The 26,261-nt window shown below is 70.0% G+C and carries 34 protein-coding genes and 3 pseudogenes; 30 read left to right on the forward strand and 7 right to left on the reverse strand.

Features of this window, described 5'->3' with window-relative positions:
* Positions 1 to 98 precede the first annotated feature (98 nt).
* Both ABIE67_RS39085 and ABIE67_RS39090 read left to right on the forward strand, forming a co-directional pair.
* Positions 99 to 1,046, forward strand: a complete 948-nt coding sequence (locus ABIE67_RS39085; protein ID WP_370266301.1) for a class I SAM-dependent methyltransferase — start codon at positions 99 to 101, stop codon at positions 1,044 to 1,046.
* Positions 1,043 to 2,131, forward strand: a pseudogene (locus tag ABIE67_RS39090) (lysylphosphatidylglycerol synthase transmembrane domain-containing protein); the annotation flags it as partial. The gene ABIE67_RS39085 and the pseudogene ABIE67_RS39090, both read left to right, overlap by 4 nt.
* A 146-nt stretch (positions 2,132 to 2,277) precedes the next feature.
* On the opposite strand, the gene ABIE67_RS39095 reads toward ABIE67_RS39090, so the two are convergent.
* Entirely contained in the window at positions 2,278 to 3,066 is a 789-nt protein-coding gene (locus ABIE67_RS39095; RefSeq protein ID WP_370266302.1) for a creatininase family protein, read from the reverse strand.
* A gap of 41 nt (positions 3,067 to 3,107) precedes the next feature.
* On the opposite strand from ABIE67_RS39095, the gene ribA reads away from it, so the two are divergent.
* On the forward strand, positions 3,108 to 3,776 hold the full coding sequence (ribA, locus tag ABIE67_RS39100; RefSeq protein ID WP_370266303.1) for a GTP cyclohydrolase II: 669 nt from the start codon (positions 3,108 to 3,110) through the stop codon (positions 3,774 to 3,776).
* A 34-nt stretch (positions 3,777 to 3,810) separates the two neighbouring features.
* Here the strand turns inward: ribA and ABIE67_RS39105 are convergent, their stop codons facing one another.
* From ABIE67_RS39105 to ABIE67_RS39115, 3 genes and pseudogenes are all read right to left on the reverse strand, one after another.
* Positions 3,811 to 5,043: a serine hydrolase domain-containing protein gene (locus ABIE67_RS39105; RefSeq protein WP_370266304.1), complete on the reverse strand. Its 1,233-nt coding sequence runs from the start codon at positions 5,041 to 5,043 to the stop codon at positions 3,811 to 3,813.
* Between the two features lie 66 nt (positions 5,044 to 5,109).
* Complete coding sequence (locus tag ABIE67_RS39110) at positions 5,110 to 6,459, reverse strand: MFS transporter (RefSeq protein ID WP_370266305.1); 1,350 nt, start codon at positions 6,457 to 6,459, stop codon at positions 5,110 to 5,112.
* Positions 6,456 to 7,049 (reverse strand): annotated as a pseudogene (locus ABIE67_RS39115) (TetR/AcrR family transcriptional regulator). Before ABIE67_RS39115 ends, ABIE67_RS39110 begins: the two are co-directional and overlap by 4 nt.
* A gap of 101 nt (positions 7,050 to 7,150) precedes the next feature.
* On the opposite strand from ABIE67_RS39115, the gene ABIE67_RS39120 reads away from it, so the two are divergent.
* Both ABIE67_RS39120 and ABIE67_RS39125 read left to right on the forward strand, forming a co-directional pair.
* Complete coding sequence (locus ABIE67_RS39120) at positions 7,151 to 7,600, forward strand: PPOX class F420-dependent oxidoreductase (RefSeq protein ID WP_370266306.1); 450 nt, start codon at positions 7,151 to 7,153, stop codon at positions 7,598 to 7,600.
* 375 nt (positions 7,601 to 7,975) lie between these two features.
* Entirely contained in the window at positions 7,976 to 8,386 is a 411-nt protein-coding gene (locus ABIE67_RS39125) for a VOC family protein (protein ID WP_370266307.1), read from the forward strand.
* Positions 8,387 to 8,485: 99 nt separating this feature from the next.
* On the opposite strand, the pseudogene ABIE67_RS39130 reads toward ABIE67_RS39125, so the two are convergent.
* The 3 genes and pseudogenes from ABIE67_RS39130 to ABIE67_RS39140 form a co-directional block, all read right to left on the reverse strand.
* Positions 8,486 to 9,760 (reverse strand): annotated as a pseudogene (locus ABIE67_RS39130) (MFS transporter); the annotation flags it as partial.
* A 75-nt stretch (positions 9,761 to 9,835) separates the two neighbouring features.
* Positions 9,836 to 11,122, reverse strand: a complete 1,287-nt coding sequence (locus ABIE67_RS39135) for a tyrosine-type recombinase/integrase (protein WP_370266308.1) — start codon at positions 11,120 to 11,122, stop codon at positions 9,836 to 9,838.
* 442 nt (positions 11,123 to 11,564) lie between these two features.
* Positions 11,565 to 11,999 carry a hypothetical protein gene (locus ABIE67_RS39140; RefSeq protein ID WP_370266309.1) on the reverse strand — a complete coding sequence of 145 codons (435 nt, stop codon included), beginning with the start codon at positions 11,997 to 11,999 and terminating at the stop codon, positions 11,565 to 11,567.
* Positions 12,000 to 12,165: 166 nt separating this feature from the next.
* Here ABIE67_RS39140 and ABIE67_RS39145 point away from each other — a divergent pair, with 166 nt between their 5' ends.
* The 25 genes from ABIE67_RS39145 (at position 12,166) to ABIE67_RS39265 (ending at position 26,152) form a co-directional block, all read left to right on the forward strand.
* Positions 12,166 to 12,411, forward strand: a complete 246-nt coding sequence (locus tag ABIE67_RS39145) for a multiprotein-bridging factor 1 family protein (RefSeq protein ID WP_370266310.1) — start codon at positions 12,166 to 12,168, stop codon at positions 12,409 to 12,411.
* A 1-nt stretch (position 12,412) separates the two neighbouring features.
* A complete protein-coding gene (locus ABIE67_RS39150; protein ID WP_370266311.1) occupies positions 12,413 to 12,679 on the forward strand; it encodes a helix-turn-helix domain-containing protein in 267 nt (88 codons plus the stop codon).
* Between the two features lie 380 nt (positions 12,680 to 13,059).
* Entirely contained in the window at positions 13,060 to 13,221 is a 162-nt protein-coding gene (locus ABIE67_RS39155) for a hypothetical protein (protein ID WP_370266312.1), read from the forward strand.
* Complete coding sequence (locus ABIE67_RS39160) at positions 13,218 to 13,493, forward strand: hypothetical protein (RefSeq protein ID WP_370266313.1); 276 nt, start codon at positions 13,218 to 13,220, stop codon at positions 13,491 to 13,493. Before ABIE67_RS39155 ends, ABIE67_RS39160 begins: the two co-directional genes overlap by 4 nt.
* The gene (locus ABIE67_RS39165; protein WP_370266314.1) at positions 13,490 to 13,852 is read left to right on the forward strand and encodes a hypothetical protein; all 363 of its coding nucleotides are present in this window, start codon (positions 13,490 to 13,492) and stop codon (positions 13,850 to 13,852) included. Before ABIE67_RS39160 ends, ABIE67_RS39165 begins: the two co-directional genes overlap by 4 nt.
* The gene (locus ABIE67_RS39170) at positions 13,849 to 14,070 is read left to right on the forward strand and encodes a hypothetical protein (protein ID WP_370266315.1); all 222 of its coding nucleotides are present in this window, start codon (positions 13,849 to 13,851) and stop codon (positions 14,068 to 14,070) included. The genes ABIE67_RS39165 and ABIE67_RS39170 overlap by 4 nt, the downstream gene beginning before the upstream one ends.
* The gene (locus ABIE67_RS39175; RefSeq protein ID WP_370266316.1) at positions 14,067 to 14,324 is read left to right on the forward strand and encodes a hypothetical protein; all 258 of its coding nucleotides are present in this window, start codon (positions 14,067 to 14,069) and stop codon (positions 14,322 to 14,324) included. Before ABIE67_RS39170 ends, ABIE67_RS39175 begins: the two co-directional genes overlap by 4 nt.
* Entirely contained in the window at positions 14,321 to 14,638 is a 318-nt protein-coding gene (locus ABIE67_RS39180; RefSeq protein WP_370266317.1) for a hypothetical protein, read from the forward strand. The genes ABIE67_RS39175 and ABIE67_RS39180 overlap by 4 nt, the downstream gene beginning before the upstream one ends.
* 1 nt (position 14,639) lies before the next feature.
* Positions 14,640 to 14,840, forward strand: a complete 201-nt coding sequence (locus ABIE67_RS39185; protein WP_370266318.1) for a hypothetical protein — start codon at positions 14,640 to 14,642, stop codon at positions 14,838 to 14,840.
* Positions 14,840 to 14,986, forward strand: a complete 147-nt coding sequence (locus tag ABIE67_RS39190; protein WP_370266319.1) for a hypothetical protein — start codon at positions 14,840 to 14,842, stop codon at positions 14,984 to 14,986. The genes ABIE67_RS39185 and ABIE67_RS39190 overlap by 1 nt, the downstream gene beginning before the upstream one ends.
* Before the next feature lie 97 nt (positions 14,987 to 15,083).
* The gene (locus ABIE67_RS39195; protein WP_370266320.1) at positions 15,084 to 15,242 is read left to right on the forward strand and encodes a hypothetical protein; all 159 of its coding nucleotides are present in this window, start codon (positions 15,084 to 15,086) and stop codon (positions 15,240 to 15,242) included.
* Between the two features lie 82 nt (positions 15,243 to 15,324).
* Positions 15,325 to 15,762 carry a hypothetical protein gene (locus tag ABIE67_RS39200; protein ID WP_370266321.1) on the forward strand — a complete coding sequence of 146 codons (438 nt, stop codon included), beginning with the start codon at positions 15,325 to 15,327 and terminating at the stop codon, positions 15,760 to 15,762.
* A gap of 223 nt (positions 15,763 to 15,985) precedes the next feature.
* Positions 15,986 to 17,098, forward strand: a complete 1,113-nt coding sequence (locus tag ABIE67_RS39205) for a hypothetical protein (protein WP_370266322.1) — start codon at positions 15,986 to 15,988, stop codon at positions 17,096 to 17,098.
* Between the two features lie 15 nt (positions 17,099 to 17,113).
* Positions 17,114 to 17,758 (forward strand): hypothetical protein, encoded by a 645-nt coding sequence (locus ABIE67_RS39210; protein WP_370266323.1) that lies wholly within the window; start codon positions 17,114 to 17,116, stop codon positions 17,756 to 17,758.
* Positions 17,759 to 17,886: 128 nt separating this feature from the next.
* A complete protein-coding gene (locus tag ABIE67_RS39215) occupies positions 17,887 to 18,222 on the forward strand; it encodes a hypothetical protein (RefSeq protein WP_370266324.1) in 336 nt (111 codons plus the stop codon).
* Positions 18,219 to 19,064 (forward strand): hypothetical protein, encoded by an 846-nt coding sequence (locus ABIE67_RS39220; protein ID WP_370266325.1) that lies wholly within the window; start codon positions 18,219 to 18,221, stop codon positions 19,062 to 19,064. The genes ABIE67_RS39215 and ABIE67_RS39220 overlap by 4 nt, the downstream gene beginning before the upstream one ends.
* 2 nt (positions 19,065 to 19,066) lie before the next feature.
* Complete coding sequence (locus ABIE67_RS39225) at positions 19,067 to 20,002, forward strand: hypothetical protein (protein ID WP_370266326.1); 936 nt, start codon at positions 19,067 to 19,069, stop codon at positions 20,000 to 20,002.
* An 80-nt stretch (positions 20,003 to 20,082) separates the two neighbouring features.
* Positions 20,083 to 20,418: a hypothetical protein gene (locus tag ABIE67_RS39230; RefSeq protein WP_370266327.1), complete on the forward strand. Its 336-nt coding sequence runs from the start codon at positions 20,083 to 20,085 to the stop codon at positions 20,416 to 20,418.
* Positions 20,419 to 20,524: 106 nt separating this feature from the next.
* Positions 20,525 to 20,773 carry a hypothetical protein gene (locus ABIE67_RS39235; protein WP_370266328.1) on the forward strand — a complete coding sequence of 83 codons (249 nt, stop codon included), beginning with the start codon at positions 20,525 to 20,527 and terminating at the stop codon, positions 20,771 to 20,773.
* Positions 20,770 to 21,498: a hypothetical protein gene (locus ABIE67_RS39240; RefSeq protein ID WP_370266329.1), complete on the forward strand. Its 729-nt coding sequence runs from the start codon at positions 20,770 to 20,772 to the stop codon at positions 21,496 to 21,498. Before ABIE67_RS39235 ends, ABIE67_RS39240 begins: the two co-directional genes overlap by 4 nt.
* On the forward strand, positions 21,495 to 22,448 hold the full coding sequence (locus ABIE67_RS39245; protein ID WP_370266330.1) for a DNA cytosine methyltransferase: 954 nt from the start codon (positions 21,495 to 21,497) through the stop codon (positions 22,446 to 22,448). Before ABIE67_RS39240 ends, ABIE67_RS39245 begins: the two co-directional genes overlap by 4 nt.
* An 86-nt stretch (positions 22,449 to 22,534) precedes the next feature.
* Positions 22,535 to 23,320, forward strand: a complete 786-nt coding sequence (locus tag ABIE67_RS39250; RefSeq protein WP_370266331.1) for a hypothetical protein — start codon at positions 22,535 to 22,537, stop codon at positions 23,318 to 23,320.
* Entirely contained in the window at positions 23,321 to 23,602 is a 282-nt protein-coding gene (locus ABIE67_RS39255; protein WP_370266332.1) for a DnaB-like helicase N-terminal domain-containing protein, read from the forward strand. It begins immediately after the preceding gene.
* A gap of 104 nt (positions 23,603 to 23,706) precedes the next feature.
* Positions 23,707 to 25,008: a transposase gene (locus ABIE67_RS39260; protein WP_370251558.1), complete on the forward strand. Its 1,302-nt coding sequence runs from the start codon at positions 23,707 to 23,709 to the stop codon at positions 25,006 to 25,008.
* Complete coding sequence (locus ABIE67_RS39265; RefSeq protein WP_370266333.1) at positions 24,962 to 26,152, forward strand: AAA family ATPase; 1,191 nt, start codon at positions 24,962 to 24,964, stop codon at positions 26,150 to 26,152. Before ABIE67_RS39260 ends, ABIE67_RS39265 begins: the two co-directional genes overlap by 47 nt.
* The last annotated feature ends 109 nt before the right edge of the window (positions 26,153 to 26,261 follow it).

Genomic DNA, 26,261 nt, shown 5'->3' on the forward strand with positions numbered 1-26,261 from the left:
CCCAACCGGGACCGAGGGACGCGGCGGACGCGACGGACGCGTCGGCTCCGGCGCAGCAGCCCGGGCCACAGAGCGGGATCGTTTCGGCGGAGGATGACATGAGCGGCGTATCCGTACCGACGGGGTCCGACGCGGACGCCGTGATTCTCGGGGCCGGCCCCAGCTACCGTCCCGGGGAGCGGGCCACCGTACGCCTCCGGGACGCGGGGCCCGACGACCCGGCCCGCTACGCCCCCGAGTGGCTGGAGCTGCGCGAAGGCGCCGATGCCGCCGCGCGGGCCCATGACCTGCTCGATCCGCTGCGGATCCGGCTCGCCAACCTGCCCGGACGCGCCGGACTGGTCATCCACGACGTGGGCTGCGGCACCGGCTCCATGGGCCGTTGGCTCGCGCCCCACCTCGACGGCCCCCAGCACTGGGTCCTGCACGACCGCGACCCCTACCTCCTGCACTTCGCCGCCGTGGCCTCCCCGCGCTCCTCCGCCGACGGCAGCCGCGTCACCGTCGAGACGCGCCGCGGCGACATCGGCCGTCTCACCGCGGACGCCCTCGACGGCGCCTCGCTGGTGACGGCCTCCGCGCTGCTCGACGTCCTCACCCGCGAGGAGATCGACACCCTCGCCGCCGCCTGTGCGGGCGTGGGCTGCCCGGCGCTGTTGACGCTCTCCGTCGCCGGCCGCGTCGAACTCACCCCGTCCGACCCGCTGGACACGGAGATCGCCGAGGCCTTCAACGCCCACCAGCGCCGCTCGGGCCTGCTGGGCCCGGACGCGGTCACGGCGGCGGCCGAGGCGTTCGCCGAGCACGGCGCGACCGTACAGGTGCACCCGAGCCCGTGGCGTCTCGGCCCCGACGAGTCGGCGCTCACCGCGCAGTGGCTGCGCGGTTGGGTCGGCGCGGCGGTCGAGGAACGCCCCGAACTCCGTGAGCGCGCCGACCGCTACCTGTCCGAACGCCTTGCCGCCTGCCAGGCCGGCGAGCTGCGCGTCGTGGTCCACCACAGCGACCTGCTCGCACTGTGCCGGCCGACGGGCGGAGCGTCATGAGCGTGGAGACGGTGGCCAGGCTGCGCGTCACGCGGCGCGCGGCCGAGGCTTCGGCGGTACGTACGGCCGCCCCCGCCCCCACCCTCGCGCCCGCCCCCACCGCCGCGCCTGCCCCCGTCCCCACCGCCGTGGCCGTCTCCTCCTCCCGTATCGGAGTCGTCGTCACCGAGCCCCGCCCGGAAGCCGAAGCCGTCGATCCCGAGGCGCCACGTGCCCGCCGTCCGCGCCGTTTCTTCCGCGCCCTGCTGTCCCGCCTCAACACCCCCACCGTCCGCACCCACCTGGGCACGGCCGTCGGTGTCGCGATCCTCGTCGTGCTGTTCTGGCGGCTCGGTACCGGCGTCTTCCTCGACGGGCTGCGGCGGATCGACGCGACGGCGCTGGTCGTGGCGCTCGGGATCGGGGCCGCCACCACCGTGTTCAGCGCGTGGCGTTGGCAGTTGGTGGCCAGGGGCCTGCGGATCCGGCTGCCGCTCGGGGCGGCCGTCGCCGACTACTACCGCGCCCTGTTCCTGAACGCGGCCCTCCCGGGCGGCGTCATCGGCGATGTGCACCGGGCGGTGCGGCACGGGCAGAGCGCCGGTGACATGGGCCGCGGTGTCCGTGCGGTCGTACTGGAGCGGACGGCGGGTCAGGTGGCCCTCGCGGTCGTCGGCGCCGTCGTACTGCTGACGATGCCGTCACCGGTGCTGAACGAGGCCCGCGACCTCACCCCGCTCATCCTGTTCGCCGCCGTGGGCGCGCTCGCCGTCGTGGCCGCCGTACGCATGAACCGCGCGCCGTCCCGCCGCGACCGGACGAACCCGACCGCCCTGCGCACGACCCTTGGTGAGGCGCGCGAAGCCCTGCTGTCCCGCCGCAACGGCCCCGGGGTCGCCGTCTCCTCCGTCGTCGTCCTCGCCGGCCACCTCGCGATGTTCGTGGTCGCCGCGCGGATCGCCGGGTCCGCCGCCTCCGTGGCCGTCCTGCTGCCGCTCGCCGTCCTGGCCCTGCTCGCCATGGGCCTGCCCCTGAACATCGGCGGCTTCGGCCCCCGGGAGGGCGTCACCGCCTGGGCGTTCGCCGCCGCGGGGCTGGGCGCCGACACCGGCCTGGCCGTCGCCGTCGTGTACGGCGTCCTCAGCTTCGTGGCCGCCCTGCCCGGCGCCCTGGTCCTCGTCGCCCGCTGGTACACCGGCCTGCGCGCGGACTCCGGGTCCGTCGTGACCATGGCGGACCCGGAACCCAGCCGCTATTTTCGTGCGTCTCCCGTGTCCCGAACGGAATCGTCCGCGGAGGTCAGCAGTGACACATACGCGCCGAAGGAATCCGCGAGGCTCGCCAGCAGCCGCTTCCCCTTTTCCGCGGAACCCAGCGAAGGGCGGCCGATGACGCCCGAATCGGTATAGCCGGACATACCGAGGGTGAGCAGATGACGGCGGTCGTCCGATACGAAATCGGAAGTCTCATAACCGGGTCGGATCAATTCGGGATGAGTGTGCAGAAGGATGGAGGTCTCAATTTCCCCCGCGTGCATGTCGGTGAGCAGCGAGGTCTCCACCCCCGCCCGCTCCCGTGCCGCCTCCCAGTCCTCCGGGGCCGGGAACAGTGCCATCCGCTCGCCGCGCGCGCAGGACTCCTGAACGACGTTGCCCAGTACGTAGTTTCCGCCGTGACCGTTGACCAGCACCAACGCGTCGACGCCCGAACGGCGGAGCGAATCCGCTATGTCCCGTATCACCGCATGAAGGGTCACGGAGGAGATGCTGACGGTCCCCGGCCAGGCCGCGTGCTCGTGCGAGCAGGAGATGGTCACCGGCGGAAGGAGGTGCACCGGGTGCGCCGCGGCTATCTCGCGCGCGATTGCGCAGGCCACGAGCGTGTCGGTCGCCAGTGGAAGGAACGCGCCGTGCTGCTCGAAGCTTCCCACCGGAAGGACCGCGACCTGTCGTGAAACGCCCGCTCCTCGCGTCCGTACGTCTTCGGTGGTGTCCGCCGGCACCAGCGAGTGTGCCGCCGGCCGCGTTTGTGAACCACTCATCTTTTCACGGCCCTTCGTCTCTGCTTAGGAACTGAAGAATCATGACAGAAAAAATTGGCGTACTCGGCAAGAAGTCCGGACAGCGGACGCAGCGTTCCGGCGTGGAACGCGTGGTGAATGCCCCGCTGCCCACCGTGTACGGGGAATTCCGCGCGATCGGCTACCTCGACCACGACCGCGGTGACGAGCAAGTGGCCCTGGTGTACGGCGAGATAGGCACGGACGACGTTCTCACCCGGCTGCACTCCGAGTGCCTGACCGGCGACGCCTTCGGTTCCCAGCACTGCGAGTGCGGCGACCAGCTCGCCTCCGCGCTGCGTGCCGTCGTCGCCGAGGGCAGCGGCATCGTCGTCTACCTGCGGGGCCACGAGGGCCGCGGCATCGGTCTGCTCGGCAAGCTGCGGGCGATGGCCCTGCAGGCGGAGGGCCTGGACACCGTGGAGGCCAACCTGGCGCTCGGCCTGCCGGTGGACGCCCGCGACTACGGGGTCGCCGCCGAGATCCTGCACGACCTGGGCGTGGCGAGCGTCCGCCTGATGTCGAACAACCCGCGCAAGCGCGAGGCGTTGGTGCGGCACGGCATCCAGGTGGCCGAGCAGGTACCGCTGCTGATCCCGCCGTGCGAGAACAACATCACCTATCTGCGCACCAAGCGGGAGCGCCTCGACCACCATCTGCCCCATCTGGACGCGGTCGCGCACCTGTCCTGACGAGGCGCTCCGCCGGGTTGTGCCGCGAGGGGGATCAGGCCTCCGTGACGGCCTCGTTCACGAACCGCTTGAGGTCGTGGAACAGCGTGTGCGAGGACTTCGGCCGCACCTGCGTCATGAACTGCACCGTCAGGTCATGGCGCGGGTCGACCCAGAACGTGGTGGTCGCCACGCCGCTCCAGCCGTAGGCGCCGAGCACGGCCGGGGCCTTCGTGCGCGTCGGGTCGATCACCACGGAGACGCCGAGACCGAAGCCGATGCCGTCGTTGCCGGGCTCGTCATGGGCGGGGCGGCTGCCGAAGGCGCGCAGATCGGCGCCGCCGGGCAGGTGGTTGGACGTCATCAGGTCCACGGTCCCGGGGGCCAGCAGCCGGGTGCCGTCGAGTTCGCCGCGGCGGCGCAGCAGTTCCATGAAGCGGTGGACGTCGTGCGCGGAGGCGGCCATGCCGCCGCTGCCGGACAGGAAGCGGGGCCGGCCGCGCAGCGGGAGACCGGGGATCGGCTCGATGCCGCCGCTGTCGGTCTCGCCGTACAACTCCGCGAGCCTGTCCGCCTGTTCGTCGCTCACGCAGAACCCGGCGTCGGTCATCCCGAGCGGCCCGAAGATCCGCTCGGCGAAGAACGCGTCGAGCGGCTGCCCGGACACCACCTCGATGACCCGGCCCAGCACGTTGGTGGCGACCGAGTAGTTCCACTGCGTCCCCGGCTCGAACTGCAGCGGCAGGCTCGCGTACACGTCGACCGTCCTGGCCAGGTCGGAGCCGGGCAGCACGGCCGACTCCAGGTTGGCGTCGCGGTAGAGGGCGTCGACGGGGTGCGTGTGGTAGAAGGCGAAGGTCAGTCCGGCGGTGTGGGTCATCAGGTGCCGGACGGTCATCGGGCCCTCGGCGGGGCGGGTCACCGTGTCGGTGCCCGATCCGCTGACGTACACCCGGGGCTCGGCGAAGGCGGGCAGATGGCGGCCGACCGGGTCGTCGAGCGACAGCTTGCCCTCCTCCACCAGCAGCAGCGCGGCCACCGAGGTGACGGGCTTGGTCATGGAGTAGATCCGCCACAGCGTGTCGGTCTCGACGGGCAGCCCCGCCGCGAGGTCCCGGTGGCCGTGCGTGGTGAGGTGGGCGACGCGTCCACCGCGGGCGACGGACACCAGGTAGCCGGGTATCCGCCCCTCGTCGACATAGTGGGCCAGGTGCTGGTCGAGGCGGTCCAGTGCCTTCGCGTCCAGCCCGACCTCACCCGGGTCGACCTCTTGTGTCAGCAGTGCCATCGTTCTCCTCCGAATACGTACGACGAGGGTGCGCTCCGGCATACCCCGACGGAACGGCCTCTGATCTCATCGTCGCGCAGGAACACGTGTACGGTCCGTCGATTGGCCATGATCGTCGTTCGGCGCGGCATGCCGTCCCGGCAGCCACCGGCCCAGGGCCACACCGGCCAGGGCAAGCACGGCGAAGACACCGAGCGGCAGCCCGGAGCCGCCACGCGCCCCCATGAGGGCGGTCGCGGCGGCCACGCCCAGTACCGGCCCGACGTTCATCGCGGTCTGCTGCAGCCCGCCCGCCACACCGGCCGACCCGACGGCGGCCTCCCGTACGACGACATGGGTCGCCGCCACCATCACCGTGCCGAACCCCGCCCCCACCAGGGCGAACCCGGCGCACAGCACAGGAACGGCCGACGCGCGGGAGAGGACCAGGATCCCGAGCGCCAGGACCGCCATCGCCGCCACCGTCGTCCGGCGGGCCCCGGCCCGGCGCAGCAGCACCGCGCAGGCGGGCGCCGCCACCACCATCAGCAGGGCCAGCGGCAGGCTGACCAGGGCGCTGCGGAACGGGTCCAGGCCGAGCGTGTCCTGCAACAGGAACGTGCCGACGAACAGCGTGCCCGACAATGCCGCCGACGCGGCCACCAGCATGCCGAGCGCCGAGCCGACGGCCGCCGACCCGATGACGTCGGGCGGCAGGAGCGGGCTCGCGGTACGGCGCTCGTGCCGGACGAAGGCCACGCCGGTGACCGCGGCGGTCGCGGCGGTCAGGGCCCACCCCGGCAGCGCGACGAGGGCGTGGACCAGACAGGCCAGGGTCACCGCGAGCAGGAGCGCTCCGGGCAGGTCGAGCCGGGCGGGAGGGGCCGTGTGCGGGGGCCGTACGGCGAGGGCGAGCAGGCCGAGGACGAGGGCGGGGACGACATTCAGCAGGAATACGGCCCGCCAGCCCGGCCCCGCCACCAGCGCACCTCCCACCACCGGCCCGGCGGCGGCCGCCACTCCGATCGCGGCGGCCCGTACGGCGATCGGCGCCCGCAGGCGGTCGGGCGGGAACGCGGCCCGCAGCATCCCGAGCGTGGCCGGCTGCAACAGCGCACCGAACACGCCCTGCACGGCCCGCAGCCCGACCACCCAGCCGATACCGGGCGCCAGAGCGATACCGGCCGAGGCGGCCCCGAAGCCGAGCATGCCGATACCGAAGAGGCGATGGTGCCCGTACCGGTCACCGAGGCGCCCGGCGAACACCAACAGGCTTGCCACGGCGATGAGATAGCCGGTGCTGGTCCACTGGACCTGTTCGAAGGAGGCGTCCAGGTCGCCTTGCAGGGTGGGCTGGGCGATGGTCAGGACGGTGCCGTCGAGCGCGACGACCACGGCCCCGACGACGCTGCTCGCGAGCGTGAGCCGCGGGTTCACTCGCTCACCGGCCCGAGGTGCGCGTCCAGGGCCGACCGCAGCAATGGTGCGAAGTCCTCGCTACCCGTGGCGAGTTGGAGACTTCCCCAGCCCTACAGCTGTGCGATGCCGTGCAGGTTGGCCCACAGCGCGCCCGCGAGGAGGCGGGCGTCGGCGTCGGGGCGTACCCGCCCGACGAGGTCCACCATGCGACCGAAGAGGGGCAGGCTGGTGTCCCGCAGGCCCAGATGGCCGCTCTCCAGCAGATCATGACGGAACATCAGCTCGTACATGCCGCGATTGCCCAGCGCGAACTCCAGATAGATCCCCGCCAGCGCTGCCACCTGCGCCCGCGGGCTCGCCGCACCGCCCTCGGCGGCCACGGTGGCCATGGTGGCCCGCCGCCCCAGCTCTTCGAAGCCGCGGCGTGCGATGGCGGACAGCAACTCCAGATGAGTGGGGAAGTAGCGGCGCGGCGCCCCGTGCGAGACGCCCGCCCGGCGGGCGATCTCCCGCAGGGTGAGCGCCTGTACGCCTTCGTGGGCCACTAGATCCACGCCGACGTCGATGAGCCGGGCCCGCAGCCCGGTCGCGGATTCCGATTCCTCCATAGACAGTGTCTACCATGATCGAGTAGACACTGTCTACGGAAAGGGGGTGGGCGAGGGGCCGGAGGGGAATGGGCGGACTCCTCGGCACGGTTGATTCAGGCATGACTCAGGACGCCACTCAGAACGCACTGCTCGGGCTGCTTTCCGAGGGCCACGGCGGGGTGCTGGTCACCCTCAAGCGCGACGGCCGGCCGCAGCTGTCGAACGTCGGCCACGCCTACTACCCCGACGAGCGGATCATCCGCGTCTCGATCACCGACGACCGCGCCAAGACCCGCAACCTGCGCCGGGACCCCAGGGCGTCGTACCACGTCACGAGCTCCGACCGACGGGCGTACACCGTCGCCGAGGGCACGGCAGACCTGTCGCCGGTCGCGAATGGCCCGTACGACGCCACGGTCGAGGAGCTCGTCCGGCTCTATCGGGACGTCCTCGGCGAGCATCCCGACTGGGACGACTTCCGGGCGGCGATGGTCCGGGACGGTCGGCTGGTGCTGCGGCTGCGCGTGGAGCGGGTCTACGGCATCCCGAAGGGAGCCAATCGCGGCTGACCATCCGTCACCTTTCCTGCCCGCCGCCGGGGTTGATCACCTCGGAGTGAGGTGGAGACATGGCCGGGGGAGCCGGAAGTCGTCGTTGAGGAGCGGAAGTACGGTCCGGCAGTCGGGGCGCGGAGGTCAGGTTCGCGCACGCCGGCCGCCCCTGAATCCGGCCGGTGCGCGCGAAGCCTGGTCATGCTGTTCTTTTCTGTTCGATCTGGCCGATGTTCTTGCGTGAAACGTCAACTGTCAACGGGGGCTGTGGCGGCCGACAGGGCCTAGGGCGCCGGGCCGAGGGCCGATGACCGATGGTTCCGGCGGATCCGAGCCGCCTACGCTGCCGAGTGGATCAACGCTCATCAGGACGTCGGACGCAGGGGGGTCGACATGCCGGTCAACGGCCGCAGCCACATCCGTATCGCCCGCCCGTCCCGGGACCTCGCCGCGGCGGAGCGGTTCTGGGCCGAGGGGCTCGGACTCGCTGTCGTATGGCGGGCGGTGGGCGGCCCGGAACCGGGCGAGCACGACCTGTTGATGCTGGGCTGGCCGGACGCCGGCTGGCACCTGGAACTCGTCCACGAGCCCGCCCACCCGGTCGAACCCCGCCCGACCGAGGAGGACCTCCTCGTCGTCTACGTGGACGGTGCCGTGCCGGACGACCTGGTGGCCCGGCTGGAGCGGCACGGCGGCAAGCGGGTCCAGTCGCCCAATCCGTACTGGAACGAGTGGGGCGTCACGATCGAGGACCCGGACGGCTACCGGCTGGTGCTGTGCAGGAGGGCGTGGTCGAACGCGTAGCGCCGCCCCATGTCATCACTCAGGCCCCGGCGCTGTCTCGGCGTCAGGGGGCCTGAGTGACCAGTGGAACCGGTGGAGCGAGTGGATCCAGGGAGGGGATCAGGCCGCGACCGTCTCCCGCTGGGCCTTCTTGTCGGAGGGCCGTTCGCCGAGCTGTTCGGTCGGGACCTTGGCGGTCTCGCGGGCGGAGAGGGCGGCCACGATCGGCGGCACGCACAGGGCCGCCGTGAAGAGGGCCACCGCGGACCAGTCGTCGCCGTCCGGGCCGGCGATCTGCGCGGCGAAGGTGACCGCGAAACCGGCGACCGCGAAGCCGATCTGCGTGCCGATGGCCATGCCGGACAGCCGGACCCGGGTGGAGAACATCTCGCCGTAGAAGGAGGGCCACACGCCGTTCGCGGCGCTGTAGACCACGCCGAAGGCGATGATGCCCAGCAGCAGGACGAGCGGGTAGGAGCCGGTGGAGATCGCCCACAGGTAGAGGAACATCGTCACCGCGCTGCCCGCCGCGCCGATCAGGTACACCGGGCGGCGCCCGATGCGGTCCGACAGCGTGGCCCACAGCGGGATCGCGGCGAGCGCGACCAGGTTGGCGAGAGCGCCCACCCACAGCATCGAGGACCTGCTCATCCCGACCGAGTCACTCGTGGCGTACGACAGCGCCCACACGGTGAAGATCGTGCTGACCGAGGCGACCAGGGCACCGCCGATCACCCGCAGCACATCCGCCCAGTGCTCCCGCATCAGCACCGCGAGCGGCATCTTGGCGACGCCCTCGCTCGCGGCCTGCTGCTCGAAGGCCGGCGTCTCGTCCAGCTTGCGGCGGATGACGTAGCCGACGACGGCGACCGCGATGCTCATCCAGAACGGAACCCGCCAGCCCCACGACAGCAGCTGCTCCTCCGGGAGCGCGGCGACCGGGATGAAGACCAGGGTGGCCAGCAGCTGCCCGCCCTGGGTGCCGCTCAGCGTGAAGCTGGTGAAGAAGCCGCGCCGGTGCGGTGGCGCGTGTTCCAGGGTCATCGAGTTGGCGCTGGCCTGCTCGCCGGCCGCCGAGATGCCCTGGAGCACCCGGCACAGCACCAGCAGGACGGGCGCGAGGGTGCCGACCTGGTCACGGGTGGGCAGACAGCCGATGAGGAACGTCGACACGCCCATCAGGATCAGCGTGAAGACCATGATCTTCTTACGGCCCAGCCGGTCGCCGTAGTGACCGAGGAACAGCGCGCCGACCGGCCGGGCGGCGTACGCGACACCGAACGTGGCCAGCGACAGCAGGGTGGCGGTCGCCGGGTCGGACTCGTCGAAGAAGACCTCGGGGAAGATCAGCGCGGCGGCGCTGCCGTAGATGAAGAAGTCGTAGTACTCGATAGATCAGGCCCGCAGACGTCCCTGACCTGCGCGAACCTTGACCCCAGTCCCCTGAGTGGGAAACAAGTGGGAAAGAAGCTAGGCGCCTTGAGTCCCAGCCTTCTCCTGCAGACGCTCCCACCGCTCCTGCAACGTCTTCATGATGCCCTGCTCCATCGGCACTGTCACGCTGCTGTACGTCCCCTCGACCCCCGGCAGCTCATGCCCCATCCGGGCCTCCACCGCGTAGCGACTGTGCCCGTCCTCATCCAGCCACGCCTTCGCCCCGTGCCGCAGCAGGTACAGGCGCCTACCGGCGAACGACGGCACCGCAGGGATGGCGGGCCTGTTCCAGCGGGCCTGCTTCGCCTTGCGCTCGTCGGCGCCATCCGCCATCGGCCGCCACCATCGGTAGTCGAAGTTCACCACCCCGAGGCTGCCACCCTCCAGGGCAGGGAACACCCACTTGCTGTCGTGGCTTTCCAGTAGCTTCTCCAGCATCCCGGCCAGGAACTGAGGCACCACGAGCGTGCGGTAGCTCTCGTACTTTGGCGGCATGAAGGTGAGCGAGCCGCCCTTGTACTGCACCTGCCGCTCGACACGGATCGCCGGCATCAGCCCGTCGCCCTTGCCGTACCGCTCCAGGTCGTCCTCGTAGCGGTCCTGCTCGTCCGGGTTCAGGCGCAGATCGGCGCCGGGCCAGTTGGGATAGCAATACTCGCGGGTGAGCCCGTACAACTCGGCGGGCCGCATCCCGGTCATCGCCATCGTCCAGATGAACACGTAGCCCGGCTCACCCAGCAAGGTTCGGGCGTTGACCGCAAGCTGCTCGACCGCTTCCGGCATCATGTCCCGCTTACGCTCCTTGGGCTTGCGCGTGTATTTGCCGCGGCGTCGGGTGCGTTCGACGGGGGACACCTTGATGAGCCTCGGCACCGCGTCATCGAGGATCATCCCGAGGATGGTCATGACCTTCTTCGCCGTGTTCGGCTTCAGCACGCTGTTGATGTGCTTACGGAATGCCCGGTAGGCCATGACGTCGATGTCGGCGACCGCGGCGTTCCGTTTCTTGAAATACGGGCGGATGTGGGTCTCGACGATGGACCGGTAGTTGCGTTCCGTCAGATGGGCGTGGTCCAGGCCGGCGAGCCAGCTGTCAAGCCAGTCGGACATGAGGGTCGCGCCGTCGCGGTTCTTGACGTGCGTGCCGTGGCGGATCTCGTACAGCTTGTCCTGGCCGTGCTGGAAGGCTTCATCCTCGTCGGTGAATCCGCCCTTGGACTCGAAGCGTTTACGGCCGTCGTCGTGGTACTCGCCGTTCCACCACTTCACGCGGCAGGTGCCGCCCCGCCACTCTACGTAGATGTCCTGCGCGCGTCTGGCCATGTTGCCCCCTTGCTGCTGTGGTGGCACGGCCGCCCGGCAGGTACCCCTACCGCCGGAGCGCCGTGTTCACCATGATCTCAGCCAGCCTGTCCGAGAGGACAGTGCGGGCAGTGACCGCATTCACCACCAAGGTCCCTCACCAACTCCCGCATCGTGGCCTTTACCTCAGGTCTTCCGCGAGTCTGGCTCGGAACCACACAGACGATCCCGGTGTCGGTGCGGGCTGCTGATCCGGTGAAGCTTGGCCCGTGGTCGACTATGAGTGCGTCTCTTTGCAGCATGGCTCCCCCTATGAGTCGCCGTCAGGGAAGCCTCCGAGGACGTGTCACGACTCTGCCACGTTTGAGACCTGTTGGGACCGGTTGGGACTGAAGTGATGCGTGCAGAAGATGTAACAAACCCGTAAAAGCAAATGGTTGTACGCCGAACGGCTGAACCTCGGCTAGATCAGGCCGCGTTCCCGCAGATCGTGCACTGCGCGTTCACTCATCGCGCGAATCTCCTCGGCCGACGTGCCCTTGGCTGTGGCGATCAGCGCCAACTGCACCGTCTCGATCGCCTGCTTCTCGATGACTTCGTCCGGGATGGCCGACTTCTGGACACCTGAGGCGGCTGGGTCCCTCATCTCCTCCACCAGTGCCGGCTCGCTACCCCCGAGAACCCTGAGGCAGCTACCGGGGGCCCACCGCAGGAGGCCGTCAACCTTGACGTAGTTGGTCTCTCGGATCGGAAGACCCTTCTCGACGCGCTGCCAAGTCCGGTTGGAGAGTCCGCCGGCTGCAGCGTTCTTGTCGTTCAGGGCAAGGCCGAGCTCGGCTCGGCGGCGGCGGGCGAGCGTCGCCAGCGACTCGTAGTCGCGATTCTCGGCGGGTGGCATGCCCTCATCTTGGCAGGACTGGCGGGGACCAGCCAGGACTAGACCGCACTTCGGCCCAATCTCTATCCCACACTTACGCAGCTCAATGGGCATGTGTGGGCATTAACTGCACACAGGGGCTCACAGATGCCTAGACATGTTGGGCATCTATGGGTATGTTCTCTGTGTGGCGCAAACCCCAACCACCTACACGGTGGACGGGACGGCTATCTGCACCAAGCGCATGTCCGCGGGGATGGAAGTCCAGCAGCTCGCCGACCTGGTCGGCATCACCGCCAACTACCTCCGAAAGGTGGAGCGCGGTGTCCGCACCCGCATGAGACCTGGCCCCTACCAGGCGCTCCGAGCCGCCCTGCAAGCGACCGAGACCGAACTCCTCGCCCCCAACGTGGACCCCCCAGAAAGGAAGTGAAGTGGCTACGAAGCAGTCCCCTCGGACCCCCACCGAGCCCCGGGACCTCAACGCGCCCTTCTTCAATCTGCGCGAAACCGCCTGGCTCCTGCACTGCAGCTACGACACGGTGCGACGCGCCATCAAGGCCGGCCTCCTGCCCTGCAGCCAGCGCGTTCCGGGCGGCGTCATCGTCGTCACCCGCGAAGACCTCGACGCCTACCACAGGGCGACCCGCACCGTGCCCATTCAAGGCGCCCGCCGCAAGCCGGCCCGCGCCGCCGCTTGACGGCAAAGCCCCCACCGCCGGGCTCTGACACACCGGCAGCAGGGGCGCCGCGGCCAAGGCCGCGCGATCCACCCACACCATCCAGAAGAGAAGGGCGAACCGTTGCCTGACATCATCCCACCCGCCACCGAGGTCAATCGAACCTCACCCGTCACCGAGCTGTGTGACTTCGAGTTCATTGGCGGTGGCCAATGCTCAAAGCCCGCAGGCCACTGGACGCCGCGGCGCGACGACCCCCACGTGCCGGTCAAGGGCCCGAACGCCGGGGCGCGTGCATTGCGCGCCCTGCCCGTCCCTGCCGAGGGCGGCGAGCAGTACCGCGACGACGTCCGTGATGCACTGCCGCAGCAGGCTGGAGCGAGGACTCCCGAGGCCAGTGCGTGGCGCCGAACGGCGCGGTGTGGGTCGAGACCAACGACGAGCTGGACTCCGGCATCGACGCCCCTGACAACTCCTGGTCGGTCGCCTTCGATAGCACCGTCCCGGCCGTGGTCATCGTCGCCGCTGCTCTCACAGCCGCTGGTCAGGCGGTGGCCCGATGAGCCAATTCGACCTGACTGAGTTCGACCGCATCACGTCGTCGGTCCCCGTCATCTCCCCGTTCCAGGCGATGTGGAACGAGGCGGAGGAGATGCTCCGCGACACGCACCCGGAGGGGTTTGAGGTCGAGGAGATCGGCCGGATCGCGTTCGACTCCCTGCCGGAGGACGAGAAGGCGGAGGCGCTCGACTGCCTCTTCTACACGTTCTGGTCCGCGGTCATGGCTGACCGCGAAACCCGCGCCCGCCACGAAGCTGCTGGCGGTGCGGCATGAACTGGTACGACAGGGGCGGCAACCCCATCGACGTCGCAACGGCCAACGAGCTTCTAGGAAACGCCGAGTACAAGCGGGTCGGTCTGACCGAGGTCGCCTCGAAGGACCGGTCCCTAGTCCACCTGGTGTCCACGGTGTGGCTCGGTCTCGACCATAACCACGTCGGCGGAGAGCCCGTCCTCTTCGAAACGATGGTCTTCGGCGAAGGCGACTGGGCCGATCAGGACTGCCAGCGCTACAGCACTGAGCTTGAGGCGCGTATCGGCCACACCGAGATGGTGACGCTGGTCGCGGCCACGGTGCCCGACGAGTTCATCACCGAGTTGCCCGCCTGGCCGGAGCAGGGCGGTGCGACATGACCGAACCGATCACTTCCCTCCCCGAGGCCGTCGCCGAGTACGGCGCCCTGCCGATGCCGGCTGGTCCAACCGCTCTGTCGGATGCCGAGCTTGCCGACTACGCCGCGCTGGACTTCACCGAGCTGATGGACGCGGACGCTGCCGCCGTCGTGGCCCGCATGCGGGACCGGCTGATCGGCGAGATCCGGCGGCTCCGGGCCGAGGGGGCGGCGTCATGACCGTCGACCTTTCCCGCCTGGACGTGCCGCGCGCCGACGTTGAGGCGCACATGGCCGAGCAGAAGGCCATCGCCTGCCTGCTGGCCGCCCGGGTGACCGCCCCGGCGTGGTGCGAGTCGGACCGGATCGCCTACGCCCTCGACGTCCGGTTGATCGAAACCCACGCCGCCGTCGCCAGCAACAACGACTACCCCGAGTGGGCCGCCCGCCTGGCCGCCCAACCCACCTACCACGCTTCGAAGGAGGCGTCATGACGACGTTCGCTGACCTGGCCCGCCCGATGGCGCTCATGCGCCTGCTGCTCGCCGACCACCCGAACCTCCCGGCGCCCCACGTAGGCGTGTCACCGCACTACCCGCACCGCCTGAGCCTGTCCGTCCACGGCGACCTCGACGGGTTCGAGGCGTGGCGCGAGGCCCTCGGTATCGACGCGGAGGCAGTACGCCACAACACGCAGTCCGGCGGCACAACGCTCGTCCTGTCGGCTGCCGCGACCGTCGCAGACGCCCACGTCGAACTCATCGGCTACGCCCCCAACCTCGCCCTCGTCACCGAGGCGGTGGCCTGACATGGCGACCGTCATTGAGCCCCGCCCGTTGGCCGACTTGGAGCAGGATGCGGTCGCCCGCGTCGAGGCCGAGTTCGCCCGCCGCGCCCAAGGTGCCAAGCCGTGGACCACGACCGAGATGGTCGAACGAGTCTGCCGCGTCCACGCCCGCTATGAACAGCGCCGCCAGTGGCTGCGCAGGCACGAACAGCAGGCCGCGTGATGGCCGCCATCGACCTCGCAGCCCTGCCGCCGACGATCGTCGTCCCCGGCATAGCCGCCTGGCTCGGCTGGACGCCGCCCGAACCCGACGACTCCGTCGACTCCTACGAGGCCTACCTCAACCGACTCACCGAGGAGGCGGCGTGAACCCCGTCCTCGCCGCCGCGATCGTCGCCCTGTACGTGGCCCTGGTCTACAAGGCGGCAGCGGCCAACGCCCGCTGGCTCGCCCGCCGGGACCCACAGTGACCGCCCCGCCGACGCGACTGTCGCCGATCGCCGGCCTCGCCAACGACCTGATGCGGCTCGCCATCGTCCGCGGCCAGGCCGAGGTCATCGCACTCGAAGCCCAACTGATCGCAGCAACCGCCGAAAACCAGCGCCTGAAAGGAGGCGAGCAGTGATCTACCTCGCGCCGTTCGTCCTCATCGCACCGCTGCCCCTGCTGCTCGTCATCGAGCGCATCCGAGCCAGCCGGGAGGGCCAGTGAGCACCCTCACCGACCTGCTGCCCATCCGCCTCGGCCTGTTCGACCGGCCGGCCCGCAAGCCCAAGCACCGCGCCATCGACGAGGTGGAACGGCTGCGGCTGAAGCAGTCCTGGGCCGACCTCCGCATCAAGACCCTGGTGGTCCAGCTCGACGACCTGCACCACGAGCACGCCGAGGTCATCGCCCGCATCGACGAACGCCACGGGGAGATCGTGCGGGGCCTTGAAGCGCAGATCACCCGCCTGGAACGACGCCTGGAGGTCAGCGTCCTCGCCGAGGCGGCAGCCGCGCAGACCCAGGAGATCGACCTGCGGACCCTGCAGGAGCGGTTCGCCGAAGGGCCGGTCGTCGCCCTCAACCAGACACCGCAGGCCCGCCGCAGCCCGGACCACGTGCCCGGCTGGGTCAAGGACCAGGCCGAGCCGACCGCCTGACCCGTCGGCCCGGCGGTGCACCCTCCCGCCGCGGCCGGCGCCCAACAAGAAGCCCCGGACGCTGACATCGCCTGGGGATCCGACATCAGCATCCCACGGAGATTGAAATGGACCAGCCCTTCCTGTTCCCCCTCGCCGACCTGAAGACCGAGGGATACTCCCAGCCTGAGCCGACCAACGAGGTCGTTGAGGAGACGGACGAGACCGTCGAGGACGTGGCCTGATGCGCGCCACGACCCCTCAAGCCGAGCTTGCCGCCGCCGCCAAGTGGGCGGCCCGGCAGGCCCCGAACAAGGCCGCCAACCCGGTCCTGCTCGGCGCCCGATTGGAGGCTGGCGACGACCAGCTGCGGATCAGCGTGTGGGATGGCGCAACCGCCGCCCACGCCACCCTCACCGCCGACGTCGAAGAACCCGGAGTGATCGTCGCTTCGGCGCAGATGCTCGCCGACATCACGGGAAGCCTGCGTAAGAGCGACGTCACCCTGGCCGGCGACCACAGCCTGACCGTCACCACCCCGGCCGCCGAGTTCAACATCCCCGGTATCGACCCGCACACCTACCCGGCACTGCCCGGCCTTCCAGGCACGCACGGCACGGTGGACGGCGGCGAGTTCGCGACTGCCTACCAGCGGGTGCACCGGGCCATCGACCCCAAGGCGTCCGGCTCATTCGCCGGGATGGCCGGGATCCGACTGCGAGTCGTCGGGGACCAGTTGATGCTGTCGGCCACCGACCGGTTCCGCATCGCCACCGCCTGGCTGCCCTGGCGCGGCGACGGCGAGGCTGCGGGCTTGGGCGTGCTGCCGTCGAAGGTGATGGCCGACAACGCCCGCACCTTCGACGGCGCCCTCCAGATCGCGCTGCCCGAAGAGGGTGAGGGCACCGCCGCACTCATCACCGAAAACCGGGCCGTCTCCACCCTGCTGATCGAACCCGGACTGTTCCCGCACAAGGTCGACACGCAGGTTCCCACCCAGTTCACCGGCACCATCACCGGCGACGCCAGCGAACTCGCGGCGGCCGTGCAGGCGGCAATGACCGTGTCCGACGGAACCCTCCTGTGGATCAACACGAACGGCAGCGACGTCACCCTGCGCGCCGGCCGTGACGCCTCCAGCCGCATCACCGTCGACGCCCAATACGACGGGGACCACAGCGAGTTCGAGATGGCCATCAACGCCGACTTCCTCACCGACGGGCTCACCCCCATCGCCGGCCAGGTCCACCTGAACCTCACCACGCCCATCACCCCGGCCCTCATCGAACCGGTCGACGAGGACGGCTACCGGTACGCCGTCGTCCCCATCCGCGACCCCGCCAAAGCCGCCGCCTGACCAGGAGACCCAGCCGTGATCACCATCGCCGACCGCACCCTCAGCCGCCTTGTCGCACAGACCCGCCCGCACGTCGGGAACCTGATCGACGCCGAGGCCGTTCAGTGCATCACCTTCGACCACGACGGCCGCCATCTGTACGCCATGGCCACCAACCGCTTCACGATTGCCGTCGCCCGCACCCAGGTCACGGGCGGCGACGACGAGCCGTGGTCCGCCATCGTCCACCGCACGCAGCTGCCTGAGGTGGCCGCCGCGGTCAAGCTCCTCGACGCCAACACTGTCCAGTTGGAGCGCACGAAGGACCAGTTGATCCTGTCCGGGGAGCGCGGGCACCGCATCGCCGTCGACCTCAGCCCCTATGCCAAGGAACCGCTCGACTGGCGCAAGATCCTGCTGCCCGCCCTGGAGAAGCCGGCCGCCGGCGTGCAGACGGCTATGGACCCCAAGTTCTTCGGTGCCTGGAAGAACTTGCCGAAGCCCGTCCAGATGTGGTCCACCGGCGAGGGCCGCCTGTCGCTCGTCGTTGCCGCCGACTTCATCGGCGCGCAGATGCCGATCCGTCGCGAGGGTGCCGACCTCGAACTGCGCCGCGAACTCGACGCCTGGCTGGCCGCCAAGCGTGAGGAAACCGCAGCCGCCGAGCCAGCCGCCGCCTGACCCACAGCCCCATAGCCGGCGGACGCGTCGAGCCCTCCTCTCCGCGCCGCCACCCCAGGGCAGCCGCCCCGCCCACCCCCAGGCCTGGGGCGGCTGCCCGCCCAACCGCACACCCATTTGGAGACCACATGAGCACCACCAGCCCCACCATCCCGCCGGACGTCGCGGCACACGTCCTGTTCCACTACGGCCGCGAGGGCGGCTACCAGGCTGGATCGTTCACCACCGCGCTCCTTTCCGCGATGGGCACGGCCGACCCCACCAACCTCGGCCGGCTCGCCGCCGGATTCCCCGAGTACGTAGCTGCGGTCACGGCCATCCACTACGACCCGAACGGCGTCGAGCGGCTGCAGGACCTGGCGGCCGGCCGATGCATCCGCTGCAAGAAGGACGACGGGCCCAACACCCCCGCCGGACTGTGCGAGCCGTGCGCCCGCCCGATGCCGCTGGACGGCGTCGCATGACCGACCCCCGCCACGCCTACGACACCGACAATGGGCGCTACTACCGCGACCCGGCCGGCGGCCCCGACCTGGTCTCCGTCACGAACGTTCTTTCCGCGGGCGTTGCGAAGTTCGCGCTCGTCCCATGGGCCGTCAAGCTCACCGCCGAGTACTGCGTCGACAACCGCATCGACGTGGCGCGCCGAGCCCCGCACGACCGCGAGCAGCTCCTCAAGGACATCAAGGCCGTCCACCGAGACGCCCGCGACAGGGCCGCCGATCTAGGCACCCGCATCCACAAGCGCGCCGAGAAGATGGCCCTCCGCGCCCCGTTCGAGCCCGACCCTGAAGTCGACCCCTACGCCCGGCAGCTCACCCTGTTCTGGGAGCGGTGGGGCGTCGACCTCGAAGACGACATCGTCGCCGCCGAGATCACCTTTGCTCACCGCCGTCTCGGCTATGCCGGCACCGGCGACCTGATGGCCCTGCTGCGCACCGGCTGGCGCCGCATCCGGGGACGGCGCACGAAACAGCTGTGGCTGATCGACTACAAGACATCTGCCACGCGGCCCGCCTCGTCGGTCTACCCCGAGAACGCCATGCAGCTGGCCGCGCTGCGATTCGCCGAATGCGTGTGGCTACCGGATGACACCGACGGCCCGGTCCCAGCCATACAGCGCACCGGCGTCCTCAACCTCCGCCAGCGCTCCCACGCCCTCGTGCCCATGCCCGGTAACCGGCGCACCCACCGCGCTTTCCGCGGCGCGCTGGAGACCACCAAGTGGCTGCACGCCGCCCCTGCCGCCTACCCCGCGCTCCTGCCGCCCCCGGCCGAAGTGCAGTCGACCCGAAAGGCAGCCTGACGATGGGCTCCCGCCTCCTCAACATCCAGCGCCGCGCCGCCGAACACGGCCGGCTCCGCACCGGCTTCACTCAGGGCAACGGGCCCGCCCGCTCCGCGACCTGGATCGTCACCTCCCACAGCGAGGAGCATGTCCGCCGCGCCGCCGAATTGTGGGGCGGCGAGGCGGAGCCGTGGACCCCGCTCAACTCGACGATCGGCCAGTGGCGGGTCATCACTCGGGTCCCGGCCATCGAGGCGCTCATCACTCCGGGCGACCCGCTCAACCAGTACAACGAGCTGTGGACCAAGGGCGGCTGTCAGCGCCGCTGTGACGGCGAAACCGAACTACTGTCCCGCCAGCCCTGCATCTGCGCCCGCCAGTTCGGTGAGGACTGGCATCAGAAGAAGAAGGGCACCGTCTGCTCCGCCACCTCCCGCCTGAACGTGATGCTCCCGGACCTGTCCGGCATGGGCATGTGGCGGGCCGAGACCCACTCGTTCTACGCGGCGTCCGAGTGGGGCGGCATGGTCGACATGGTCCTCGCCGGGACTGACGGCAAAGGCTTCGTGCCGGTCACCTTGCGGATCGAACCCCGCCAGGTCGTGCGCGAGGGGAAGACGAAGAAGTTCCCAGTCGTCGTGGTCGAACTCCGGGGCGTCACTCCGCGGCAGGCGCTCACCGGGCCGATGACCGCCGCGACCGCACTGGACCCGGCCGGAGGCCAGGCCGTTGCCGCCATCGAGGCACCCCGGCCGGACTACCTCGCCGAAGCCGAAGGCGCCCTCACCTCCGACGACGTGCGGGATGTGTGGCGCCGCGCCAGCGCCAACGGCCACGTCGACCCGAAGGGTCGCGACGAACTGTCCAAGCAGCTCATGGCCATTGCCGAGCGGATGGACGCCGAAGCCAACGACACCAACGACGACGAGCCCGTCGAGGGCGAGCTCGTCGACTAGCCCGCACACGTCTGAGCCGGCCGCACCCGTAATGCGGCCGGCCCGGGACTCACCACACCACACCCGGAAGGGAGCACGCCATGCCTCGCCTCACGCTCGCCGAGCAGGTCGCCGGCGACGTCCGCGACAAGACCCTCGCCCAACTCCTGCGCCAGGCCTCGGACTGGGACCGCAAGGTCGTCGCCCAGGCCGTCCTCATCTGGATGCGCGACCACGACACCGTCTCCGCCAACGACCTGCGCGCCCAGCTGCCTGAGGTTGCCGCCGGCGTCCTCCCCGGCGTGCTCCGCGGGATGAGCCACAACTACCTGATCGGCACCGGCGACTACGTGCCGTCGACTGCGCCGAGCACCAAGGGCCACCGCATAGCCGTCTACCGGCGCCGCACCGCCGCAGACCGGGCGGAGGTCGCGTGATGCTCGACGCCCTCAACCACCTGAACCTCGGCGTCGCCTACCTCCTCGTCGTCGCATGCGGCGGCATCGGCGCCGGCGTCGGCTGGCTCCTCAGCAGGAGGCGGCGATGACCAACCTCATCACCGCCGCAGCGCTGATCGTCGGCGGATTCGGAGTCGCGTGGTGGCAGCTGCAGCGCGGCATCCGCAGCGACAGGCGCCGCACGCCAGCCGCACCAGACAACCAGCCCGGCACCAACACGGACGACCTGTGGACCTGCCGCCACATCCTCCGCGAACCCCTCGCCGACCCCGACCACACCCGCCGCCTCATCAACTACCTCCGCGACACCGGAGAGGAGAACCCGCAGCCGTGACCACCTCGACACCGACCCGCACCGACGCCGAGCCGGTCCGCCGCCACATCCGCACCCTCTACGCCGCAGGCTTCACCGACCGGCGCATCGCCGCCATCGCCGGCCTCGCGCCCGAGACCGTCAGCAGCTTCACCCGGCCCATCAACCGGGCGGGCAACCGCAAGGGTGTCAAGCGAACCTGCACCCCCAGCGTCGCCTCGAAGATCCTCGCCGTGCGGGCGGAAGACGCCCTGCCCGGACTCGTCGACGCCACCGCTACCCGCCGTCGCGTCCAGGCTCTCATCGCCATCGGCTGGCCCATCGAGCACATCGCCCGCCACATCGGCGTCACTGGCAACCACCTGCGGCTCGCAATGGGCCGGCCCCGCGTGTACGGCCGCACCGCCCAGGCCGTCATCGACGCCTACAACGAGCTGAAGGACAAGAGGCCCCACAGGAACGGCGTCGGGAGGGTCGAAGCCAGCAGGGCACGCCGCCGCGCGGAAGCCAACCGCTGGCCCAGGCCCGCTTACTGGGCCGAGCGGATGGACGTCATCGACGACCCCGACTTCGAGCCGCTGTACGGCGTCACCCGCAGGGAGATCGTCGCCCAGGACGCCAACTTCATCATGCGGACGGCCGGCCTCAACAAGGCGGCCACCGCAGCCCGCCTCGGCGTCGACAAGAGCTACCTCGACCACGCCTTCCGCGACCACCCGGAGTACGCGATCGAGGTGGCGGCGTGATCCAGCGACCACAGCTCACCGTCCACGGCTTCGCCGGCATCGGCTGGTCCGAGGCCGGCCTGGACAACGAGATCGGCCTGGAGCTGGACGAGGCCGCCTGCCGCACCCGCATCGGTGCCGGGCACAGCACCATCCGCTGCGACGTCACCCAGTACCCGACGTGGGTCTTCAAAGGCCGCACGTTGAGCAAGGTCGACTCCCCGCCCTGCCCCGGCTTCAACATGTCCGGGAAGAAGCTGGGCCTCCTCGACCTGCCGCTCGTGCACCAGGCCATCGAAGACCTGTCCCGCGGCAAGGACACCCGGGCCGCCATCGGCGCCGCCTGCCGCGACGAACGCAGCATCCTCACCGCCGAACCCATGCGCTGGCACTACGACTTGCAGCCCGAGTGGATCTGCATGGAACAGGTGCCTTCCGTCCTGCCGGTCTGGCAGCAGTACGCCGAGACCCTCACCCGCTGGGGATATAGCGCCGTCGCCGGCATCCTTGACGCCGCGGACTACGGGCTCGGGCAGACCCGCAAGCGGGCCGTCCTCATCGCCTCCAAGGCGCGCGAGGCCATCCTCCCGGCTCCGACGCACGGCGGGCTCGGACAGCCGCCGATGGTGTCGATGGCGGAGGTACTCGGCTGGGGCTACACCCAGCGCCCAGCCCCGTCCGTCACCGGCGGCGGCACCTACACCGGCGGCGCCGAACCCTTCGGCAACGGCACCCGGCAGGCCATGAAGCGGGCCATGGGAACCGCGGCATGGAAGGACCGGGACATCCCGAACCTGCGGCCCACGGTCGCCGAGTGCGCCGCCCTTCAGGGCTTCCGTCCCGGCCTGCAGTTCCACGGCCGGCAGGGCCAGCAGTACCTCACCGTCGGCAACGCCGTGCCGGTCCCGCTCGCCGAAGCCGTCATCCGCGCCGCAGCCGGAATCAGCGAGCCCCTGCGGGCCGCCGCGTGACCGCGGGCCGCCGGCCGCGCGACCGGCCCTGACCCGGCAGCAGCCGACCGACTAACCCCATCCGCAACAGCCAGGAAGAAGACGCCATGCCCAGCAGGTTCGAGTTCGAGCGAGCAGTGAGGGCGAGCAGCCTGCCGCCCCTCGCGCGCCTGCTGGCGCTGACGATCGCCACGTGGGCGAACCCGGACACGGGCGTGATCCCGGCGAAGTTCCAGCCTTCCCTGAGCACCCTGATGGCGGCCACGGGGATGTCGAAAGGGTCGCTGCTCACTCATCGCAAGACGCTCGACGAGGAGAAGTGGGTGACATTCACGTCGCCCACGCTCGAGGACCAGCGACGCAAGAAGGCCAGGAATGTCTACAAATTGCACGTTCCGGCTGGGTCAGCTACTGACCTAGCTACTGGGTCAGCAGGTGACCTAGACAATCCGGACACTGGGTCAGGAGCTGACCAAGAGCTAGGTCAGCAGATGAACCAAGTTGGGTCAGCAGCTGACCACAAGAGTTCCTCTACCTCTTCAGCTAGCCAGCAGGACGGCCCGAAGCCCGACGGCCCCCGCATCGCCACCAACTGCCAGCCGCTCGTCACCGCCATGCAGCAAGCAGGGATCCACGTCTCCTGGGAGCTGTCCGCCAACGAATGGCTCCAAGTCGAATCGATCATCAAGCGCATCCCGATCGATCTCCTCGTAGCCGACGCAGTCGAAGCCTGGCACCGCGCCCGCAGCACCCCGCGACTCGCCCGCTACTTCCTCGCCGGCTGGCGCGGCATCCCCGCCGTACCCGAAGGCGCGCCACGCCAGCCCGCCAAGCCCGTTCGCCATCTCCGGCCCGTTGCCGGACAAAGCCCTGAAGACAGGGGGATCTTCTAAGTGACCACCGACCTCGAGCCCGACCACGCGGACATCCCGCTCGAGCGCGTCCCACCGCAGGACTTCGAAGCCGAGCAGGGCGCCCTCGGTGCCTGCCTGCTCTCCAAGAGCGCCCTCGCTGAAGTCCTCGACGTCGTCGAGTCCGCCGCCTTCTACCAGCCCCGCCATCAGCTGATCTTCAACGCCATCGCCCACATGAACTCCCGGGGCCTGTCCGTCGACCAGCTCGACTTTGCGGAGAATCGTGATCTTGAACAGATAGTGGCTTCCCTGTTCGGGTGAGCCCGCTGAGTGGCTTGCGGAACGTCAGGCTGAACGTGAAGAACCATCAGCGGTGTTGATCCAACCGCCTCGAAGCGAGGAAGTTGCCGCTGATGGTTCCGGGGATGACGTTACCGGCGTCGTTGCTGCTTGTTCTGCAGGTCACTCGTCCGTGTTTCACGAAGCATTCGTTCGAGACGTTCTGCCATCTGGTGGCCGGGATGGCCGCGCAGACGGGGCGGCGTACGGTCACCGGGATGCTGACGGGGGCGGGACTGTCGCGGCTGTGGCCGCACCGCAGGGCCCACGCCTTCTTCTCTGAGGCCTCGTGGGATCCCGACCAGCTCGGCCTGCGCCTGGCCCGAGCCGTGGTCGAAGCCCTGCTCCCAGCGGACGCGCCGATCCTGGCTGTCGTCGACGACACCCTGCTGCACCGGGTCGGCAGGAAGGTCTTCGGGGCGCTGTGGGCGCATGACGGCTCCGGGCGGGGCAAGGACAAGCTCGGGTTCGGCAACACCTGGGTCATCTGCGCGGTCGTGGTCCGCCTGCCCTTCCTCGCCAAGCCGGTCGCTGTGCCGGTGGCCGCCCGGCTGTGGCGGGGCAAGGCCACCGCCTCCCGCACCGACCTGGCCCTGGAGATGGTCCACGACCTGGCCGCGCTCTTCCCCGGCCGCACTCTCCACGTCACCGGCGACGCTGCCTACCACTCCGGCAAGGTCGCCGACCTGCCCCCGTCGGTCACCTTCACCACCCGACTCCCGCGCAACGCCGCCCTGTCCGCGCCGACCCCGCCCAAGACCAACAAGCGGGGACGGCCCCGCAAGAAGGGCAGGGCGCTGGGCTCACTGACCGCGATTGCCCAGACGGCGACATGGCGCCTTGCCGTCGTGGAGCGTTACGGGCGCATGGAGTTCGTGTGGATCACCGAGAGGGAATGCCTGTGGTACGGAGCCTTCAAGGACCTCCCGGTCCGCCTCGTCCTGATCCGCGACCTGAACTCGACCCGCCCGTACGACCTCGCTCTGATCAGCACCGACCTGGTCAGTCCCGCCGACGACCTCATTGAACGGTACGGCACGCGCTGGCCGATCGAATCGATCTTCGAGCACATGCGCCAGGATCTCGGCGTCGGCCAGGCCCGCAACCGCACCCGGCGCGCGGTGGAGCGCACCGTCCCCTTCGGCCTGGCCGTCTACACCATCGTCGTCCTCTGGTACGCCGCCCACGGGCACCACCCCGCCGACATCGCCGACCGGCGCGCACGACAGCCCTGGTACGCGACGAAGGCGACCCCGGCGTTCAGCGACATGGTGATCAAGCTTCGCCGGACGATCATCGCCGCCCGCCATATTCACAACCCTGCAGGTCAACCCGGTCCCGATGAAATCGCCGCGGTCATCCGCGCCTGGGAAGCAGCCGCGGCGTAGAGCCCGCCACCCCAAGATCACCATTCGCTACAAACACGAGGACCAGATCACCCTCGGCAAATACCTCGCAGACACCGGCGACCTCATCCGCGCCGGCGGCACCCAGTACCTGTACCAACTCGTCCGCGCCGTCCCCACGGCCGCCAACGGCGAGTACTACGCCGAGATCGTCCAGGACCGCGGCCTCCGCCGCTCACTGATCGAACTCGGCACCCGCACCGTGCAGGCCGGCTACGGCACCACAGGTGAGACCACCGACCTCATCGAACGCGTCGTCGCCGAATCCCGGGACCTCCGCGACCGCGGCATGGCCTCCGAAGACCTGCCCGTTGAAGACATCCTGGACTTCGTCCAGCACGAGGACACCTACGACTGGGTGGTGCCCGGCCTCCTCGAGCGCCAGGACCGGCTGATCCTCACCGCGTCCGAAGGCGGCGGCAAGTCAACGCTCCTGCGGCAGATGTCCGTCACCCTCGCCGCCGGCATCCACCCGTTCCGCACCTGGGAGACCATCGACCCCGTCAAGGTGCTCACCCTCGACTGCGAGAACGGCGAGGCCGCCTCCCGCCGCAAGTTCCGCCCCCTCCTCGCGGCCGCCGAGGCCCTCGAGCAGCCGGTACAGCGCGGCCAGTTCCACATCGAGTGCCGCCCCTCCGGCCTCGACCTCACCCGACCGTCCGACCGGGCCTGGACCATGCGTCGCGTCGAGAAGATCAAGCCCGACGTCCTGATCATCGGACCCGTCTACCGACTCCACGCCGGCAACCCCAACGACGAAGAGCTCGCCCGCAAGGTCTCCGTGGTCATCGACGAAGCCCGCGCCACCGCAGGTTGCACCGTCCTAATGGAAGCCCACGCCCCCCACGGGAACAACATGGGCCCCCGCTCCCTGCGGCCCCTCGGCAGCTCCCTGTGGATGCGCTGGCCCGAGTTCGGCTTCGGCCTGCGCCCGGTTGAGGACGAGAAGTCCGCCCAGAACGTCGAAGGCGCCCGCGGCCGGCGCGTCGTCCCCTGGCGCGGCAGCCGCGACGAACGCGACTGGCCCGCCTTCATCAAGCAGGGCGAGAAGTGGCCCTGGATCTCCTACCGGCCCATCGACGCCGACCAGTTCAGCGGTTACAGCGAGACAGGAGCGATCTGGTGACCGACACCTGCCCCAAGTGCTGTCAGCGCAACATCCCACCCCGAGCCGAACGCACCGACGGAACCCAGATACGCAGCGCCTATCGCTGCCCCCGGTGCAGCCACGCCTG

Origin of the sequence: Streptomyces sp. V4I8 (genome assembly GCF_041261225.1) — a bacterium.
In the GTDB taxonomy this organism is placed as follows: Bacteria; Actinomycetota; Actinomycetes; order Streptomycetales; family Streptomycetaceae; genus Streptomyces.

Bases quoted from the DNA above. Each gene is read 5' to 3' on its own strand.
- ABIE67_RS39190 (WP_370266319.1), top strand. From the start codon at position 14,840: ATGGCCGCCATCGACCTCGCAGCCCTGCCGCCGACGATCGTCGTCCCC.
- ABIE67_RS39185 (WP_370266318.1), top strand. From the start codon at position 14,640: ATGGCGACCGTCATTGAGCCCCGCCCGTTGGCCGACTTGGAGCAGGAT.
- ABIE67_RS39135 (WP_370266308.1), bottom strand. From the start codon at position 11,122: ATGGCCAGACGCGCGCAGGACATCTACGTAGAGTGGCGGGGCGGCACC.
- ABIE67_RS39265 (WP_370266333.1), top strand. From the start codon at position 24,962: ATGAAATCGCCGCGGTCATCCGCGCCTGGGAAGCAGCCGCGGCGTAGA.
- ABIE67_RS39125 (WP_370266307.1), top strand. From the start codon at position 7,976: ATGCCGGTCAACGGCCGCAGCCACATCCGTATCGCCCGCCCGTCCCGG.
- ABIE67_RS39160 (WP_370266313.1), top strand. From the start codon at position 13,218: ATGAGCCAATTCGACCTGACTGAGTTCGACCGCATCACGTCGTCGGTC.
- ABIE67_RS39175 (WP_370266316.1), top strand. From the start codon at position 14,067: ATGACCGTCGACCTTTCCCGCCTGGACGTGCCGCGCGCCGACGTTGAG.
- ribA (WP_370266303.1), top strand. From the start codon at position 3,108: ATGACAGAAAAAATTGGCGTACTCGGCAAGAAGTCCGGACAGCGGACG.
- ABIE67_RS39105 (WP_370266304.1), bottom strand. From the start codon at position 5,043: ATGGCACTGCTGACACAAGAGGTCGACCCGGGTGAGGTCGGGCTGGAC.
- ABIE67_RS39230 (WP_370266327.1), top strand. From the start codon at position 20,083: ATGCCTCGCCTCACGCTCGCCGAGCAGGTCGCCGGCGACGTCCGCGAC.
- ABIE67_RS39215 (WP_370266324.1), top strand. From the start codon at position 17,887: ATGAGCACCACCAGCCCCACCATCCCGCCGGACGTCGCGGCACACGTC.
- ABIE67_RS39170 (WP_370266315.1), top strand. From the start codon at position 13,849: ATGACCGAACCGATCACTTCCCTCCCCGAGGCCGTCGCCGAGTACGGC.
- ABIE67_RS39220 (WP_370266325.1), top strand. From the start codon at position 18,219: ATGACCGACCCCCGCCACGCCTACGACACCGACAATGGGCGCTACTAC.
- ABIE67_RS39095 (WP_370266302.1), bottom strand. From the start codon at position 3,066: ATGAGTGGTTCACAAACGCGGCCGGCGGCACACTCGCTGGTGCCGGCG.
- ABIE67_RS39250 (WP_370266331.1), top strand. From the start codon at position 22,535: ATGCCCAGCAGGTTCGAGTTCGAGCGAGCAGTGAGGGCGAGCAGCCTG.
- ABIE67_RS39180 (WP_370266317.1), top strand. From the start codon at position 14,321: ATGACGACGTTCGCTGACCTGGCCCGCCCGATGGCGCTCATGCGCCTG.
- ABIE67_RS39205 (WP_370266322.1), top strand. From the start codon at position 15,986: ATGCGCGCCACGACCCCTCAAGCCGAGCTTGCCGCCGCCGCCAAGTGG.
- ABIE67_RS39260 (WP_370251558.1), top strand. From the start codon at position 23,707: ATGACGTTACCGGCGTCGTTGCTGCTTGTTCTGCAGGTCACTCGTCCG.
- ABIE67_RS39165 (WP_370266314.1), top strand. From the start codon at position 13,490: ATGAACTGGTACGACAGGGGCGGCAACCCCATCGACGTCGCAACGGCC.
- ABIE67_RS39120 (WP_370266306.1), top strand. From the start codon at position 7,151: ATGACTCAGGACGCCACTCAGAACGCACTGCTCGGGCTGCTTTCCGAG.
- ABIE67_RS39140 (WP_370266309.1), bottom strand. From the start codon at position 11,999: ATGCCACCCGCCGAGAATCGCGACTACGAGTCGCTGGCGACGCTCGCC.
- ABIE67_RS39225 (WP_370266326.1), top strand. From the start codon at position 19,067: ATGGGCTCCCGCCTCCTCAACATCCAGCGCCGCGCCGCCGAACACGGC.
- ABIE67_RS39085 (WP_370266301.1), top strand. From the start codon at position 99: ATGAGCGGCGTATCCGTACCGACGGGGTCCGACGCGGACGCCGTGATT.
- ABIE67_RS39235 (WP_370266328.1), top strand. From the start codon at position 20,525: ATGACCAACCTCATCACCGCCGCAGCGCTGATCGTCGGCGGATTCGGA.